The organism is Aliivibrio sp. S2TY2, from assembly GCF_028765525.1.
GTDB classification, from domain to species: domain Bacteria; phylum Pseudomonadota; class Gammaproteobacteria; order Enterobacterales; family Vibrionaceae; genus Aliivibrio; species Aliivibrio finisterrensis_A.
The window spans coordinates 543,419-561,118 of sequence record NZ_JARACS010000001.1; the positions used below are offsets into that span (position 1 = coordinate 543,419).

At 37.6% G+C, this 17,700-nt stretch carries 13 protein-coding genes; 6 read left to right on the top strand and 7 right to left on the bottom strand.

Annotated features, from left to right (window positions below; genetic code table 11):
- Positions 1-140 precede the first annotated feature (140 nt).
- Complete coding sequence (locus PVK63_RS02450; RefSeq protein WP_130086843.1) at positions 141-1,313, bottom strand: aromatic amino acid transport family protein; 1,173 nt, start codon at positions 1,311-1,313, stop codon at positions 141-143.
- Positions 1,314-1,540: 227 nt separating this feature from the next.
- Between PVK63_RS02450 and PVK63_RS02455 the strand changes: the two genes are divergently transcribed.
- Positions 1,541-2,776, top strand: a complete 1,236-nt coding sequence (locus PVK63_RS02455) for a CinA family nicotinamide mononucleotide deamidase-related protein (RefSeq protein WP_130086844.1) — start codon at positions 1,541-1,543, stop codon at positions 2,774-2,776.
- Between the two features lie 41 nt (positions 2,777-2,817).
- Here PVK63_RS02455 and yfaE read toward each other — a convergent pair whose 3' ends face one another.
- The 5 genes from yfaE to ubiG all read right to left on the bottom strand — a co-directional run bounded on the left by yfaE (position 2,818) and on the right by ubiG (position 10,195).
- Positions 2,818-3,096, bottom strand: coding sequence for a class I ribonucleotide reductase maintenance protein YfaE (gene yfaE, locus PVK63_RS02460; RefSeq protein ID WP_274439823.1), 279 nt, complete (start codon positions 3,094-3,096; stop codon positions 2,818-2,820).
- A 70-nt stretch (positions 3,097-3,166) separates the two neighbouring features.
- Entirely contained in the window at positions 3,167-5,242 is a 2,076-nt protein-coding gene (locus PVK63_RS02465) for a tetratricopeptide repeat-containing diguanylate cyclase (protein ID WP_274439824.1), read from the bottom strand.
- A 178-nt stretch (positions 5,243-5,420) separates the two neighbouring features.
- Entirely contained in the window at positions 5,421-6,554 is a 1,134-nt protein-coding gene (gene nrdB, locus PVK63_RS02470) for a class Ia ribonucleoside-diphosphate reductase subunit beta (protein WP_130086847.1), read from the bottom strand.
- Positions 6,555-6,728: 174 nt separating this feature from the next.
- Positions 6,729-9,005 carry a class 1a ribonucleoside-diphosphate reductase subunit alpha gene (nrdA, locus tag PVK63_RS02475; protein WP_130086848.1) on the bottom strand — a complete coding sequence of 759 codons (2,277 nt, stop codon included), beginning with the start codon at positions 9,003-9,005 and terminating at the stop codon, positions 6,729-6,731.
- A gap of 485 nt (positions 9,006-9,490) precedes the next feature.
- Positions 9,491-10,195, bottom strand: a complete 705-nt coding sequence (gene ubiG, locus PVK63_RS02480; protein WP_130047842.1) for a bifunctional 2-polyprenyl-6-hydroxyphenol methylase/3-demethylubiquinol 3-O-methyltransferase UbiG — start codon at positions 10,193-10,195, stop codon at positions 9,491-9,493.
- 322 nt (positions 10,196-10,517) lie between these two features.
- Between ubiG and gyrA the strand changes: the two genes are divergently transcribed.
- The gene (gyrA, locus tag PVK63_RS02485; protein ID WP_130086849.1) at positions 10,518-13,157 is read left to right on the top strand and encodes a DNA topoisomerase (ATP-hydrolyzing) subunit A; all 2,640 of its coding nucleotides are present in this window, start codon (positions 10,518-10,520) and stop codon (positions 13,155-13,157) included.
- Positions 13,158-13,307: 150 nt separating this feature from the next.
- Here gyrA and PVK63_RS02490 read toward each other — a convergent pair whose 3' ends face one another.
- Positions 13,308-14,015, bottom strand: coding sequence for a DUF3581 domain-containing protein (locus tag PVK63_RS02490; RefSeq protein WP_130086850.1), 708 nt, complete (start codon positions 14,013-14,015; stop codon positions 13,308-13,310).
- 210 nt (positions 14,016-14,225) lie between these two features.
- Between PVK63_RS02490 and PVK63_RS02495 the strand changes: the two genes are divergently transcribed.
- From PVK63_RS02495 to PVK63_RS02510, 4 genes are all read left to right on the top strand, one after another.
- Positions 14,226-14,774: a phosphatase PAP2 family protein gene (locus PVK63_RS02495; RefSeq protein ID WP_130086851.1), complete on the top strand. Its 549-nt coding sequence runs from the start codon at positions 14,226-14,228 to the stop codon at positions 14,772-14,774.
- 62 nt (positions 14,775-14,836) lie between these two features.
- Positions 14,837-16,189 carry a molecular chaperone gene (yegD, locus tag PVK63_RS02500; protein WP_130047838.1) on the top strand — a complete coding sequence of 451 codons (1,353 nt, stop codon included), beginning with the start codon at positions 14,837-14,839 and terminating at the stop codon, positions 16,187-16,189.
- Positions 16,190-16,260: 71 nt separating this feature from the next.
- The gene (yqfB, locus tag PVK63_RS02505) at positions 16,261-16,578 is read left to right on the top strand and encodes a N(4)-acetylcytidine aminohydrolase (protein WP_130086852.1); all 318 of its coding nucleotides are present in this window, start codon (positions 16,261-16,263) and stop codon (positions 16,576-16,578) included.
- A 17-nt stretch (positions 16,579-16,595) separates the two neighbouring features.
- Positions 16,596-17,678 carry a site-2 protease family protein gene (locus PVK63_RS02510; protein WP_130045359.1) on the top strand — a complete coding sequence of 361 codons (1,083 nt, stop codon included), beginning with the start codon at positions 16,596-16,598 and terminating at the stop codon, positions 17,676-17,678.
- The last annotated feature ends 22 nt before the right edge of the window (positions 17,679-17,700 follow it).

Below are 17,700 nucleotides of genomic sequence, written 5' to 3' on the forward strand. Positions count from 1 at the left end.
TAGATCACAATTATCTACTATTAAGCAGAAAATGCAAAACATAAAAGCAGTAAAGGCCCAATTAAGACTCCTTTAAAAAGAGAAATAGGCCTTTACTTCAGATGGTTACAGTTAGCTTTTTTAGTTCAGTGTATTTGACGTTAGAATGAACTTAATACCTGACTACCAATAATGGTTAAGCCAAACAGTACGACAAGTATAAGTGCAATGTTGCCACCTGCGACTGTGTATTCTGCATTATTATGTATTTTTCGAGCAGAAAAGACTAAAGCAACAGGTAAAAATAGAGCAAGAATTACAAGTGCGATAGCTGCATACCCTAGAGCGGTGATAAAACCTTGTGGGTAAAATAAAGCGAACATCAGTGGTGGAGTGTAGGTTAAAACCGCAGTAATGATAGATGATTTTTGCCATTTTTTTGAAGAGTCACGTAAAAACTCAAAAAGGCCTAAACTCACACCAATAAACGAGGTTAATAGTGCTAAATCTGCGAATAATGATAAGGCAATTTGAATAAATTGATGATCGATTGATTGTTGAATCGTAGTAATGAACTGATTTAGGCCATTAATTTGTTCAAACTCAGACTGAGATAATTGACCTAAAGTAATGCCTTGCCAAAACAAGTAAATGATCAAAGGAAGAGAAGAGCCAATTAATAAGCTGATTTTGATCTTTTTGATATCAAGGTCAAGGTAATTAACGATTGCGGGGATACTGCCATGAAAACCAAATGAGGTAAAAATAACAGGCAAAGCAGTAATAAAGACTCCTTGATGTACAGGAAGTGACATTAAGTACTCGCCGGTAATGTTTGGTGTTAAGAAAAAAAGAATCGACACCAGCATGATGAGTTTTAATGCAAATAACCCACGGTTAATGAAATCAACCGTTTTTGTTCCAAGCGCAATAATTACTGCGACAATTACGGTAAACAGAATTGTTGAGAATGTTTTTGGTAGTTGAAAAGGACTCACTAGATTAATTTTTTCATGAAATTGTTCACTGCCACCTGCGATATATGCAGCGCATAATGCGTAAAAGAGAAATAACATTGAAAAAGTAGCTATTCGCTGCCCATTTTTTCCTAAAAATTGAAGTGCAAGGCTGTGTAGTGTTGCGCTTTGGTGTCCATGCTGATGAACTTCGAGCATTAACAAGCTTGTGTAACTCATGATTGCCCAAATACCAACCATTAACATACTTGCTGTAAAGAAACCAAGACTTGCAGAGACAAGAGGTAAGGCTAACATACCTGCGCCAATCGTTGTTCCTGCAATAATGAGAGAGCTTCCTAATACTTTTGTCTTCATTTATACCACTTCTATACTAAATCAAATCTTTTTCAATGATGAGAATGTACGCCCATTTTACTATTAACTCAATCATTTTGTATTGATTGAATTACAGTTGATGTAAATTAAAGTTTACATTGGTTTTTTGAGTGGATATTTACCTGAATTAAAACAAGATTAGTTTTTTAAAACGATTAATGTGATAAATTAGTAGGAATTATAGAAATATCAAAGAGGAAGAGTGCATGTTGCAAGTAGCAATGATTAGCACAGGCGAAGAAGTCCTTCATGGTGACATTGTTGATACCAATGCTGCGTGGATGTCTCAACTATTTTATCAACATGGTTTTAAGTTATCTAACCGCTCAACTGTCGGTGATAGCATTGATGCGTTAGTTGCTGAAATACAACACCAAACTCAAAGCGCATCTATTGTTATAGTTAATGGTGGGTTAGGGCCAACATCTGATGATATTTCTAGCGAAGCAGCAGCAAAGGTGATTAATACGCCATTGGTCATGTCTCATTATTGGCTAGAACGAATGCAAGCTCGTTATTTAGAGCAAGGCCGCGAAATGCCAAACAGCAATATTAAGCAGGCGATGCTACCTGAGGGGGCTCAGATTATTGATAATCCGGTGGGTACAGCTTGTGGCTTTTTTATTGAAGTAAATAAGTCAATCGTATTGTTTACGCCTGGTGTCCCTTCTGAATTTAAAGTGATGGTTGAACATCAAATATTGCCTCGTATGAAGCAGTGGCATCCAATGGTTGAAGCGTCTGAATGCAGTCGATTATTTACGTTTGGTTTATCTGAATCGGGTATTCAAGATAAACTGCAACAATTGCGTTTACCTTATGGTTTTGAAATTGGCTATCGTTCATCACTGCCTTTTATTGAAGTAAAACTGTTTGGACCTGCAAATCATGATGGTCGTTTCCCTGTGTTAGAGCGAATGTATCATTTACTTGGCGATAATGTCGTTAGTGTTGATGAATCTATGTTGCCAAATGTAGGGGCGTTATTAAGTGAGTTTTCATTAAATCTTACTGTGGCAGAACAAGCGACAGGAGGGTGGTTAACTAACTGGTTACAAGAAGATGACCAAATCCGTCTTAATATGAAGCAAGGCTGGATTCTCTCTTCACAAGTCGATCAACAAATGGCAGATCAAGATCCTTTAGCCGCGGCTTTGGCACTTGCAGCAGCAACGCGTGAAAGAACTCAAACCGCTATTGGTTTAGCATCAGGGCCAATTATTCAAGGTAAAGTTGCTGTTGCGCTATCTACTCCTTATGGTGAGTGGGGCCAGCTAGTGAGTCTAAAACGTAATTATGCTTATAATGACATGCGAGCAATTTTATCCACACTGATGCTTGATATGTTGCGTCGCTGTTTGGAAAAGAAACCAATGTTTGGTCAATATGAATCATTGAATAGAGAATCAGAGATTTATGTTCCACAAAGCGCGTTGCAGTAATATTTATTAAATACTAAAGAGCGATCCTATGGGTCGTTTTTTTATGCCTTTTTTTCAGCAAGTTGAAAGGTTACGCCTTCAAGCACAATATCTGATTTTGCTTTGCATACACAGGGTAAGATTTCGTTGGTAGATAAAAAGGCAAGAGGGAAGTTCTGATAACTTACTTCACCGGATATCAATGTGCATCGACATGTACCACAATCACCATTTCTACATTGTGACTCTACAATCATTCCGTTGCTTTCCATTACCTCTAGTAAGGTTTTATTTTCTTGATTATGTAGTGTAGTCACTTTATTGATGTGGATTTTTGACATGTAATGGAAGCTCTGATCATTGAATTGAACAAAATAATACCATAGGTTTCACAGCAATGAGTGTGTCATTTTATTGAATCAGCGCTTCTGCCTGAGAAAAATCATAATAGCAATCTCGGCCCATCTCTTTAGCTTTATAGAGAGCCTTGTCTGCACGATCGACAACCTGGGAAAGTGTTAATGTATGTAAGCCTTCTTCTATGTAGCTAATGCCAATGGATGCAGAAACATAATGAGAGCATGTTGATTTTTCATGAGGGATAAATAAATACTTGATCGCTTTTAACAACGAATGTAATTTTCCCTGAGTTTTTTCTTTATTAATACCAGCGATTAAAATGAAAAACTCATCGCCACCATAACGATAGACTTCAGTATTTAAACTGTGAAAGTGTTCTTTGATTAATTTACTGATTTTAATTAGTACTTTGTCACCAGCAATATGCCCATAGGTGTCGTTATATTCTTTATAGTGATCAATATCAATCATTATAGAGGTGTAGACATTAGAGGGCTGTTTTTTTAATTGCAGGAAGTGTGCATCAAGTGATTTACGATTCCATACTTGTGTAAGGTGATCGGTTTGCGAAAGATAAAGAAGTTGTTGTCTGTTATATTGGTTTTCAAGCGCTATAGAGATATAGTTGATCAGCTGTGTAAACAGCTCAAAATGAAATGCTTGGTATTGATAGCTCTCTTTTGCTTGAACCGTAAATCCGGCTTGTATCTCACCATTGATTTTTATTGGTGAGAACATGACTGATTTAAAGTGAACTTTCCTGTCACACTTATCGCCAAGCATGGTAACTTTTTGCTCGCTATTCATATGATTAAAATAAAAAGCTGAATTACTCTTTATACAGTAACTCATGTAAGTCGCCTCATTTTTGCAGTTGGTTACATAAGGCGTTTTTGGTGTGTGATTCTCATCAAGGTAATGGATCGAGATAGAATCAGCTTCTTTATCGTAGAAGCCTAGTGCTAGGGTGTCTGTTTGAAATAAAGTAGAAAGATCTTGTTGAATAGTAGGGAGAATACTTTGAATATCAGTACTGTTATTAATGTATTGCCCAATTTTATTTACTAATGCCAAGTTATCTGACAATGATTTCATTGTACTTAATTGTAATTTAGCTGTATTTAAGCGATACAATTGTTGCAAGTAATCACTTTCTCTTTTAAGTAGCTCTCTTCGTGAATTAAGCAGTGAAGATGTTAATGTTTGGTAATACTGTTCACGAATTTCAATGGCTGGAATATCTTTAATTCTAAGTAAGATAATGTCATTAAACCCATCAATTAATTTATCGCTTTCAATGCTTTTTGCAATGGATAAACCGCGTTCAATATAGGTATCTAACATTTCGTATTTATGATGACTTGTTAAATATTGGCAATAGTCAAGGAGCATTTCAGCTTGATAATAGTCGTTCTGACTGCGACACATATTTTCAATAGATAGCAGATGAAAGGCCTCTGCTTCATCAATATTATGATGACCATTCGCAATTTCCGCTTTTATTTTGTAATAAAATCCTAAAAATCGCGGTTCTTCTTTTATATCATCAAATAGGGTATTGATAATATTTAATGCTTCATCAAAGTGACATTGTTTTGCCTTAATTTCGGCTATGTTAAATAGAGGCACTGCGGCTGATAATTTATGAGCGTGCTGCTGCAGAAGTAAAGTTGCTTCTTCAAAATGTGCAAGGGCTTCATTGAAATTACCAAGCTGGAGAAAGATATCACCAATATTGTTTTTTATAAGACCAATTATATAGCAATCACCGATCGGATTTGATTTTTCTGCTTTTGTTAAAAACTTATGAGCATAAAAATAGTTACCAAGCATGCCATAAACGGTACCGATATTATAATGACAAAAACAAATAAGAAATTCTTGCTTATTTTGTTGAGCAAAAGTAATAGCATCGAAAAATAGATTAATGGATTCTATTAGTCTTCCAGAGCGAGAATATAAGAACCCTTGAAAAATAAATTCAAATTGTGGGGGGATACTTTGATTCTGTCTTAAAGATTCAGACGTAATAGTATTGAGGCGAAATTGCACCTGCTGTTTTGATGAAGCAATAGGCAGTTGCCTTACTTGCTCCAATAGATAACTTGTCCACAGTTCATTAGCCATAATTTATATTTATATTTTTTATTTAATTACAATAGATTATGGCATGTAAGTTATCTTATATGAAGCGAGGTCTCGTTTTTGACTCTTTCATATAAGTAAAAGTGTGGTGTGCGTCAAAATTTTGTCAAAAAAAAGCCGAAATAAAATTCGGCTTTTTAAAGAAAGAGGTGAAATGAAATTATAATTCAAAGTCGCCTAAATCATCGGCATCCACATCATTATCAATTTGTCCTACAAGATAAGAGCTGATCTCTGTTTCTTGAGGGGCAACTTGAACGTTATCTGAACTTAACCAAGAATTAATCCATGGAATTGGATTTTGTGTCGCACCTTCGTAAGCACTGTTAAGTCCAACCGCTTTCATGCGTAAGTTGGTAATATATTCAACGTATTGGCAAAGAATATCCTTGTTTAGACCAATCATTGAGCCGTCTTTGAATAGGTAGCTTGCCCACTCTTTTTCTTGTTCAGCAGCTGCTTTAAATAAATCAAAACATGCTTGCTCGCATTCTGATGCAATTTCAACAAATTCAGGATCGTCTTGACCTGTACGAAGTAGGTTCAGCATGTGCTGAGTACTGGTCAGGTGTAAAGATTCATCACGAGCGATCAGTTTAATAATTTTAGCATTACCTTCCATTAATTCACGTTCAGCAAAAGCGAATGAACAAGCAAAGCTTACGTAGAATCGAATGGCTTCTAATGCATTTACAGACATCAAGCAAAGGTATAATTTCTTTTTCAGCTCACGTTTAGAAATAGTGATTTCTTCACCATTTAAAACATGAGTACCTTCACCGAAACGGTGATAATCGTTAGTAGCTTGGATCAAGTTATCGTAGTAATGCGCAATGTCTTTTGCACGCTTTAGGATTTCTTCGTTTTCAACGATGTCATCAAAGATAATTGATGGGTTATTTACAATATTACGAATAATATGCGTGTATGAACGTGAATGAATCGTTTCAGAGAATGACCATGTCTCAATCCAAGTTTCTAGTTCAGGAATAGAAACCAAAGGAAGCAGTGCCACATTTGGGCTTCGACCTTGGATTGAATCTAATAAAGTTTGGTATTTTAGATTACTGATGAAGATATGCTGTTCATGCTCTGGCAGATTATTGTAATCAATGCGATCACCAGAAACATCAACTTCTTCCGGACGCCAGAAGAAAGAAAGCTGCTTTTCGATAAGTTTTTCAAAGATCTGAAATTTTTGTTGGTCATAACGAGCAACATTTACCGAGTTACCTAAGAACATAGGTTCTTTCAATTGATCATTTTTTTCTTGTCGAAAAGTACTGTACGCCATGGAAACCTCAATGTGATTAAAGCCAAAGAAATAGAGAAGGGCTTCTTAATTTAAAAATTATGCCGATAGATACCTATACGAACTTAGGCACATATTGGATTAATAATTACAAATATGGAGCTAAAAGATAAATAAGCCCGCTAATGAAAGCGGGCTTGATTTTAAAATGGAAACTTAGATCTTACAACCACCGCCTGCACAATCGTCATCTTGTCCAAGATCACCTTGTGAGTCGCTAGCACCATCACGGGTGTTATGATAATAAAGAGTCTTAAGACCCAGTTTATAAGCCGTTAATAGATCTTTTAACAGCAGCTTCATTGGTACTTTACCATTTGGCTGAATGTTTGGATCATAGTTTGTATTTGCTGAGATAGCCTGATCAACAAACTTCTGCATGATACCTACAAGTTGTAAATAACCGTCATTTGAACCGATATTCCAAAGTAACTCATAGTTATCTTTTAGATTTACGTAATCAGGAACAACTTGCTTCAAGATACCGTCTTTAGATGCTTTAACTGATACGAATCCACGTGGTGGTTCAATACCATTAGTTGCATTAGAGATTTGAGAAGAAGTCTCAGAAGGCATTAATGCAGACAATGTTGAGTTACGTAGACCGTGAGTTTTGATTTCTTCTCGTAGTGTTTCCCAATCTAAATGCAGTTGCTCAGAACATACATTATCGATGTCTTTTTTATAAGAATCGATTGGTAAGATACCTTGCGCATAAGTTGTTTCATTGAATGCAGGACAAGCACCTTGCTCTTTTGCTAAACCAACAGACGCTTTTAGAAGATAGAATTGAATCGCTTCAAACGTTTTATGTGTTAAGCCATTTGCACTACCATCAGAGTACTTAACGCCATTTTTTGCAAGGTAGTAAGCATAGTTAATTACACCAACTCCTAACGTACGACGATTCATTGTTGACTTGTATGCTGCAGGAAGAGGGTAGTCTTGGTAATCAAGCAGTGCATCAAGAGCGCGTACTGCAAGCTCAGCTAATTCTTCAAGCTCTTCAAGTTTTTCAATTGCACCTAAGTTAAATGCAGAAAGCGTACATAATGCAATTTCACCTTCCTCGTCATTAACATGTGTTAATGGCTTAGTAGGAAGCGCGATTTCTAAACATAAGTTCGATTGACGTACTGGTGCAACACTTGGATCAAATGGGCTGTGCGTATTACAGTGATCGACATTTTGAATATAGATACGACCTGTTGAAGCACGCTCTTGCATAAGTAGAGAAAATAATTCGATAGCTTTAACCGTTTCACGTTTAATCGAAGTATCTTGCTCGTAGATCTCATATAGACGTTCAAATTCTGCTTGGTCAGCGAAGAATGCGTCGTATAGACCAGGCACATCAGATGGTGAGAATAAACTAATGTGGCTACCTTTAATAAGGCGTGTGTACATTAGTTTATTAATTTGTACGCCGTAATCCATATGACGAACACGGTTCTCTTCTACACCACGGTTATTTTTAAGAACCAATAGCGATTCTACTTCACGGTGCCAGATAGGGTAGAACAGTGTTGCTGCACCACCACGAACACCACCTTGAGAACAACATTTTACTGCTGTTTGGAAGTATTTGTAGAATGGGATACAACCGGTATGGAAAGCTTCACCATCACGGATCTCAGAACCAAGAGCACGAATACGTCCAGCATTGATACCGATACCAGCACGTTGAGATACGTAACGTACAATTGAACCTGCAGTTGCATTGATAGAGTCTAAGCTGTCATCACATTCAATTAGTACACAAGAGCTAAACTGGCGAGTAGGGGTACGTACACCAGACATGATTGGTGTAGGTAGTGAAATCTTGAATCGTGATGTTGCATCATAGAAACGTTGAATGTATTCAAGGCGCGTTTCTTTAGGGTATTTAGCAAATAAACACGCCGCAACTAAGATATAAAGGAATTGTGCACTTTCGTAAATCGCGCCCGTTACACGGTTCTGAACGAAATATTTACCTTCAAGCTGTTTAACTGCAGCGTATGAGAAATCCATATCACGATTATGATCGATCATTTGATCCATCATATTAAATTCTGCTTCTGTGTAATCTTCGATAATGTGCTTATCGTATTTACCCAGTTCGATTAAGTTATTTACGTGCTTAAATAATGTCGGCGGCTCAAATTGACCATACGCTTTTTTACGAAGGTGGAAAACAGACAAACGCGCTGCTAAGTATTGATAATCAGGCGTTTCTTCAGAGATAAGATCAGCAGCAGCTTTGATGATAGTTTCATGAATATCAGACGTCTTCATACCGTCATAAAACTGAATATGAGATTTCATTTCTACTTGAGATACTGAAACGTTATCTAGATCTTCTGCTGCCCACGTGATCACTTTATGGATCTTATCTAAATTGATCTTTTCTGTGGTGCCATTTCGCTTAGTAACGGTAAGCTGTTGGGTCATTTGTGACTTTTCCTTAGAATGAAGAACGAAATATGTAGTATTTGTAATTTTCGTTATTAATTTGTGATCAAGCTCATAGTGTGAATTAATCAATAAACACAAGATGTAGGGCTTAATAAATAATTGACTACAAGATAATGATAAAATGAGCAGTGATCAAGTCTGAAATTAAGAGAGACCTGTGGATAACCTATGAATTAAAAAAAACAGTAAGTAGCTACTAACCGAGTTAGATTAGGTATAGCAAGACATCAGAAATAACGTATTTCATAATGGTGGAGAAGTAGGCAGTTAAAAAAATATTTTTCTTGATTTTTGTGGTTTAGGTGGATCTCTAAGAATCAAAAAAAATTGCTGATTTGTTGTTCTAAATTTAGCATTAATGCGGCTTTAGTAAACAAGTTAAGAATTGAGATATTTTGAAATTAATTCACTCTTTATTTGCATTAAGAACACAGATAAAGAGTGAAAATTATGATAAAGGCTTATAGGGAGGTATGAACGATATAGTTAACATCAACATTTTTGCCTAATGAATAAACATCTGTTAACGGGTTGTAATGTAAGCCAGTGATGCCTTGCTCTTGTAACGCGGTTTGATCGAGCATCTTTAATAATTCAGAAGGGCGAATGAATTTATTATGGTCATGTGTCCCTTTTGGCACGAGCTTTAGCAATTGCTCTGCACCAACAATGGCAAACAAATACGATTTGATATTACGATTTAACGTAGAGAAAAATACGTGCCCGCCAGGTTTAACCATTTTTGCACATGAACGAATAACAGAAAGTGGATCAGGGACATGTTCAAGCATTTCCATGCAGGTCACTACATCGTATGTCTCTGGGTTTTCTTCAGCGTGTTGCTCAGCCGTTGATTGAATGTATTCTAATGTTGTTCCTGTTTCTAAAGCATGTAAACGAGCAACCGTTAAAGGTTCTTTTCCCATGTCCAAACCAACAACATCAGCACCTTGGTTTGCCATGCTTTCAGCTAAAATACCACCACCACAGCCAACGTCTAATACTTTTTTACCAAACAAACCGTTGGCATTATCTAGTACATAATTAAGGCGTAATGGGTTGATTTGATGTAACGGTTTAAATTCACCTTCAAGATCCCACCAACGAGACGCCATATCTTCAAACTTTTTGATTTCTGCCGGATCGACATTTAACGGTTGAGTCATAGTTCATATTCCTTTTTAATCTTCCTCTATTATATACAGAAAAAAAACAGAAAGAGAGCGATAAAAGTGGTGATTTTTTAGTCGTATTTGTTATGTTTTTCAAGAATATGATGATCTGATATGTGACTTGCTCCTGATTTCGTAGGATTCTTAAGCTTAAGAGTTGTTTTGCGAATTAAAACGATGCGAAATTGAAGTGTTATGTGCTATATTTTGCAATCTTGCACGTTTATCAGTATCAATTACTTTATCTTTATAGATAGTATGATTGATAAAGTAATTGATATTGATACGACAGAACTAATTGAGGGATATTGGCTCTATGAGCGATCTTGCTAAAGGGATCACGCCCGTAAATATTGAAGATGAGCTTCGAGGTTCATACCTAGACTATGCGATGTCAGTAATCGTTGGTCGTGCTCTTCCAGATGTGCGTGATGGTCTAAAACCTGTACACCGCCGTGTTTTATTCGCGATGGATGTATTAGGTAATGATTGGAATAAACCATATAAAAAATCTGCCCGTGTAGTCGGCGACGTAATTGGTAAGTATCACCCACACGGTGATAGTGCTGTATACGACACGATAGTACGTATGGCGCAGCCGTTCTCACTACGCTATATGCTTGTTGATGGCCAAGGTAACTTTGGTTCTATCGATGGGGATTCAGCGGCGGCGATGCGTTATACCGAAGTTCGTATGTCGAAAATTGCTCACGAACTGTTGGCAGATTTAGACAAAGAAACCGTAGACTACGTTCCTAACTATGATGGTACAGAACAAATCCCTGCGGTATTACCTACTCGTGTCCCTAACTTATTAGTTAATGGTGCATCAGGTATCGCTGTTGGTATGGCAACAAACATTCCACCTCATAACTTAACTGAAGTGGTTAATGGTTGTTTAGCATTCATCGAGAATGAAGATATCACTATCGATGAGCTGATAAACTACATTCCAGGTCCTGACTTTCCGACAGCTGCATTAATCAGCGGTCGTAAAGGCATCGTTGATGCATATAAAACAGGCCGTGGTAAAGTTTACATGCGTTCTAAAGCAAACATCGAAGCTGACAAGAATGGTAAAGAAACTATTGTTGTTACTGAGATCCCTTATCAAGTAAACAAGGCTCGTGTAATTGAAAAAATTGCAGAGCTTGTTAAAGATAAGAAAGTAGAAGGCATTTCAGCACTGCGTGACGAATCTGATAAAGATGGTATGCGTATTGTTATCGAATGTAAGCGTGATGCAGTAGGTGAGGTGGTTCTTAATAACCTGTACTCATTAACTCAGCTTCAAACGACATTCGGCGTAAACATGGTTGCACTAGATAACGGCCAACCAAAACTGTTCAACTTAAAAGAAATGTTGAAGTGTTTTGTTGATCACCGTCGTGAAGTGGTAACTCGCCGTACTATTTTTGAATTACGCAAAGCGCGTGATCGTGCTCATATCCTTGAAGGTTTAGCACTAGCATTAGCAAACATTGATGAAATCATTGAGCTAATCAAAAATGCTCCGACACCTGCTGATGCAAAACAAGGCCTTATCGATCGTGGTTGGGATCTTGGCAACGTAGCTGACATGCTAGAGCGTGCAGGTACAGATGCAGCTCGTCCAGATTGGTTAGAGCCAGAGTTTGGTATCCGTGAAGGTAAATACTTCTTAACGGAGCAACAAGCTCAAGCTATCCTAGAATTACGTCTACACCGTTTAACTGGTTTAGAGCATGAAAAAATTCTAGATGAATATAAAACTTTATTAGACGAAATCGCAGAGCTAATGCATATCCTTGCAAGCACTGAACGTCTAATGGAAGTTATCCGTGACGAATTAGTAGCCGTTCGCGATACTTATGGTGATGAGCGTCGTACTGAAATTGGTGCCGCAATTCACGATATCGACATGGAAGACTTAATCACACAAGAAGACGTAGTAGTAACGCTTTCTCGTGAAGGTTATGTTAAGTACCAAATTTTAGGTGACTACGAAGCTCAGCGTCGTGGTGGTAAAGGTAAGAGTGCAACTAAGATGAAAGACACCGATTATATCGAGCGTCTACTTGTTGCTAATACTCATGATAATATCCTTTGCTTCTCTACACGTGGTAAAGCATACAGCTTGAAAGTATTCCAACTTCCTCAAGCTAGCCGTACTGCTCGTGGTAAGCCTATCGTTAACATTCTTCCTCTAGAAGAAGGTGAGCGTATTACAGCGATTCTACCAGTATCTGAATACTCTGAAGATAAGTTTATCTTCATGGCAACAGGTGATGGTACCGTTAAGAAAACATCACTGGATCAATTTGCTAAAGTTCGTGCAAACGGCCTGATTGCAGTTAATCTACGTGAAGATGATTCATTGATCGGTGTTGATATCACTGATGGTTCAAATGAAATCATGCTGTTCTCTAAAGCAGGTAAAGTGGTTCGTTTCAACGAAGAACATGTTCGTGGAATGGGTCGTACTGCTTCGGGTGTTCGTGGTATGAAACTGACTGGTGAAGATCAGGTTGTTTCGTTAATTGTTCCTTCAAATGAAGGTGACATTTTAACAGTGACAGAAAATGGTTACGGTAAACGTACTAAACTTTCTGAATACCCAACGAAGAGCCGTGCAACACAAGGTGTTGTATCTATCAAGGTTTCTGAGCGTAACGGCAGTGTTGTTGGTGCCGTTCAAACTGAAGATGGTGATGAGTTCATGATGATCACTGATGCAGGTACGCTAGTTCGTACTCGCGTATCAGAAGTAAGCCAAGTGGGTCGTAATACCCAAGGTGTTACTCTAATCCGTACTGCTGAAGATGAGAATGTAGTTGGTCTACAACGCATTGATGAGCCAGAAGAGATTGAAATCCTTGAAGGTGAAGAGGGCGAAGTAGCAGAAGCGACAGAAAATACTGAAGCAACTGAAGCGCCTCAAACTGATGATTCAGATACTGAAAGCACAGAAGAATAAGTAATTACTTAATCTGAAAATTAAAAGCCTGCTTAGAAATAAGCGGGCTTTTTTATGTCTATTATTTGGCTAGACTAGAATGGGGGTATAAAAAAGCACCAAGTTAACAATAACTCAGTGCTTATTAAATAGCGTATTTTATTGTGTTATTTATACAGTGTAATTTTCTTTTAAAGCACTGAATCGTTCAACAAGATCATCAATTGCATCTTGTTCATAAGCTTTTAAGCCTGTAGCAATCATACGTTTAGTGCCATGGCCCACTTCTTCACCGTTTTCAGTGAATTTAAAGTTTAATTTAACAAGGCCACGTTTTCCTTCAATGTCCATCGTCGCGCCAGTGAATTCAACCTTAGGTGTGGAAATATCTAAACGAGTGAATTCAAGATCCATGCTTTCATAAATAACCAAAGGACGTTGGCAGTTGATCATTAACTGCTTTTCTTCCATCAATGGCACCATGATGTGAGGAAAGTTCATACCTGAAAACTGCACATATTGTTTAACGACGTGTTCAATAAATTCAGGATTAAGGTTTTTTTCACCGCTACGCTTTACATGCAGGTACTGCTTGTCATTATCATCAGATAAAGAATAAACACCTTCTTCAGCATGATTAATGTGGAGAGCTGTCCCGCCAGATACCATGCCAGCAAAGTCAAAGTGCATTTTGTTACTAATGCCTGTTTTAGAAAGCAAAACAGCAAACAATAAATCACCAGGAACACAGAAACGTTTTGAATCTACGTCATGTATAGGGTTGAAATCACCAGCTACTTTTTTTGCAAAGTCACTTGCTTGTTGACGGGTGAATTCAAATGAATTATCTGTTTGTGAAAAATATTGATTTAACTGCATAATATATTTGGTAAAAACCTAGATAATGAAATAACAGGCTCAGTATAACCAATCTCTCATCGTTAAATGGTCTATCCAGTCATAATAAACGTAAAAACAGCGATTTAAACGTTTCAAAATGGCGATAAATTGACAATTACTTCACGTTTTAGTCGTTATAATCTCAGAAATAATACCTACATGCAGTGATTGCTTAAATAAAGGCTACCAATGAAATCGTTAGTAAAAATAGGAATAGCAGGTTTATTTATTTTTATGAGTTCTTTTACTTATGCAGAAGAGAAAAAATCAGGAGATATGGCCGCAGACATTGGTACGGTTGGAATCCCAGTGATTGCGGGGTCGATAGCTTTATATAAAGAAGACTATGATGGGTTTTGGATGTTCGCTAAAGGAGCAACCTATACGTTAGTTGCAACACAAGCATTAAAATATACCGTGAAAGAAGAGCGTCCGAATGGCGAAGATAATCTTAGTTTTCCATCAGGGCATTCATCATCAGCATTCCAAGGCGCATCCTATCTACAGTTTCGTTACGGTTGGGAGTATGGTCTTCCGGCTTATATTGGCGCAGGGTTAGTTGGATATTCACGAGTAGAGAATGAACATCACTATTGGCGAGATGTTATTGCTGGAGCAGTATTGGCAACAACGATTCAATATTTAGTGACTGACAAGTATATAGACTCAAATCAAGTAATGATTGTGCCTGTAATTAATCAAGATCAGGTTGGAATAGCAGCATCTTTCTCATTTTGATTGGCAAAGCGGCAACAAGCGAGTAAAATCAGCTCCCTTTTATCGAAGCTAGGTGTACAACAATGTTTATTGGATTTGACTACGGAACCGCTAACTGCTCAGTGGCGACCATTCTAGATAATCAAGCGAAACTATTAAAGTTAGAAGGGGATAGTACGTTTATTCCTTCTGCATTATGTGCGCCTACACGAGAAGCGGTTTCTGAATATCTTTTCCGTATTTGGGGCGTTCAACCAAGCACAGATATTAATGAGCGCTTACTTCATACTGCAATTTCTTTTAACCGCGAAGAAGATATTGATGTCGATGCTGAGTCGATGACATTTGGCCAAGCCGCTCTAAATACTTATATTGATGATCCTGAAGAGGTGTATTACGTAAAATCACCAAAGTCTTTCCTTGGTGTTTCTGGTTTACGTGATGTTCAAGTAAGCTTATTTGAAGATCTTGTTACTGCAATGATGAAGAACATCAAAAATAATGCAGAGCAAGAATTACAACAAGATATCACATCGACCGTGATTGGCCGTCCTGTTAACTTCCAAGGTGCAGCAAGTGATGATGCCAATACACAGGCGATCTCGATCTTAACTCGTGCAGCTATCCGTGTCGGTTTTAAAAATATTGAGTTCCAATTTGAACCTGTTGCTGCCGGTCTAGATTATGAACAAACACTGACCGAAGATAAAACGGTACTGATTGTTGATATCGGTGGTGGTACAACAGACTGCTCAATGATTCAAATGGGACCATCATGGCGTGATTATCATGATCGTACTAAAGGAATTTTATCTCATAGTGGTTCACGTATCGGCGGTAACGATTTAGACATTCATTTAGCGCATCGTCAATTAATGCCACTATTAGGTTCTCAAAGCCGCACTCATAAAGGCCTTGAGTTACCAATGACACAGTTCTGGAACCCAATTGCAATTAATAATATTGTTGCTCAACTGGATTTCTTTGGATTTGGTAATCGCAAGCACCTTTTACAGATGATGAACGATACTCAAGAGCCGGAGAAATTGGCTCGCTTAATCAAGTTGTATGATGAGAAACTAAGCTACAAATTATTGCGTGATGCAGAGCAAACGAAAATCGCGTTATCAGAGCATCTAGAGCATGCGATTGATCTAAGTTACTTAGATGAAGGTTTATCATTATCTCTTAATCAGTCTGATTTAGCAGAAGCGATTGCAAAACCACAAGACAACATTAATAAGTTAGTAAAAGAAGCGATTCAACAAGCGGGTAAAACGCCTGATATTATTTATGTTACAGGTGGTTCAGCGCGCTCTCCAATTTTACGTGCAGCCTTACAACAACAGTTGCCAAACATCGAAATTGTAGGCGGTAACTACTTTGGTTCGGTTACCGCTGGTTTAGCACATTGGGCAAATTACTGCTTTGGTTAATGAACAGTATTATATTAATAATTAATTTTCGAGCTGCATTGTCGCAGCTCGAATTACATTAGGAAAACACAATGAAAGTAGCACCAACAACAATGACATTCTTTGAGCGTTTTGAATCAGATATTTTATCGAGCAAAAAAGTCATTACTATCCGTGACGAATCTGAAAAAGATTACGTTGTAGGAACAGAAGTTGAAGTGAGCACTTATGAAGACAACCGTCGTTTTTGTCGTTTAGCGATTGATGCTGTTGATCCAATTAACTTTGATGATCTTAACCAGTACCATGCTGAGCAAGAAAACATGACGCTAGAAGAACTTAAAAATATTATTGAAGAGATCTATCCAAATAAAGGTCAACTGTACGTTATTTCATACCATTTAGTATAAGAAAGTAAAGGTAAGTAATGGAATTATTATCTATCGATTTTTTAGGCCAACCATTGCGCTTAGAAGGTTCTATGGCGGGTTGGCAACAAGTATTTTGGAGCAATACTTTAGTTGCACAACAAGCGGCGTCTGCTGATCATCAAGATCATTACGTGCATGAATTTCAGCTCAATCAAGGCGAAAGTATATTAACTTGCCGCTTGGAAGCTACAGTGACATGGCAGCCTTTTCTTATTGAGTATCGTGCAATGGTTGATGGTCAGTTGATTGCAGAAGGCTCTCGTAATACTAAAGATATCGAGCAGCAAGTACCGCATACGCCAATTAAAGCAGAAAGAAAATTCAGCTTGATCGGGCTTGTTTCGTTAGGGATGAAAGCGTTAAAAAGTGCAAAGTTAATTAAAGTGGCTTTAGCTTCCGCCAGTATTGCCGCGTACTCATGGCTTTTTTCTATTGAGTTTGCATTATCACTTATTGCTTGCCTTGTTTTTCATGAATACGGCCATATTCGCGCAATGAAATACTTTGGTATGAAAACGAAAGGTATCTACTTAATCCCGTTCCTTGGTGGTTTAGCACTCAGTGATGAGAAAATAAACACACGTTGGCAAGATGTTGTTATCTCTATTATGGGGCCATTCTTTGGTTTGATTCTCTCCTTAATATTGATGGTAGTTTATTGGATAACCGGCGAGATGTTCTTTGCTGGCCTTGCTGTATTTAACGCCTTTTTAAATCTATTTAATTTATTGCCAATATTGCCGTTAGATGGGGGGCACGTACTTAAAAGTATCAGTTTCTCAATGAACAGTAAGTTAGGTATTACATTATGCGCATTAGCTGCAGTAGGTGGTGTTATATTAAGTTACCAATTAGGTCTCGCACTTTTTGGTTTCTTACTTATTATGGGAAGTCTTGAAATCGTATTTGAATGGCGTGCTCGTCATCATAGCCATTTACTGCCTCTCGATAAGTATGGCCAATTGGTATCAGCGGCATGGTATGTAGGTTTAGTTAGTTCACTTATAGGAATTATTTGGTACTTTGCTAGCAGTGGTGATGCCTTGTTACAATTACCAATGCAGATTTTAGGAACTTAATCTTTAATACCATACTAAGACT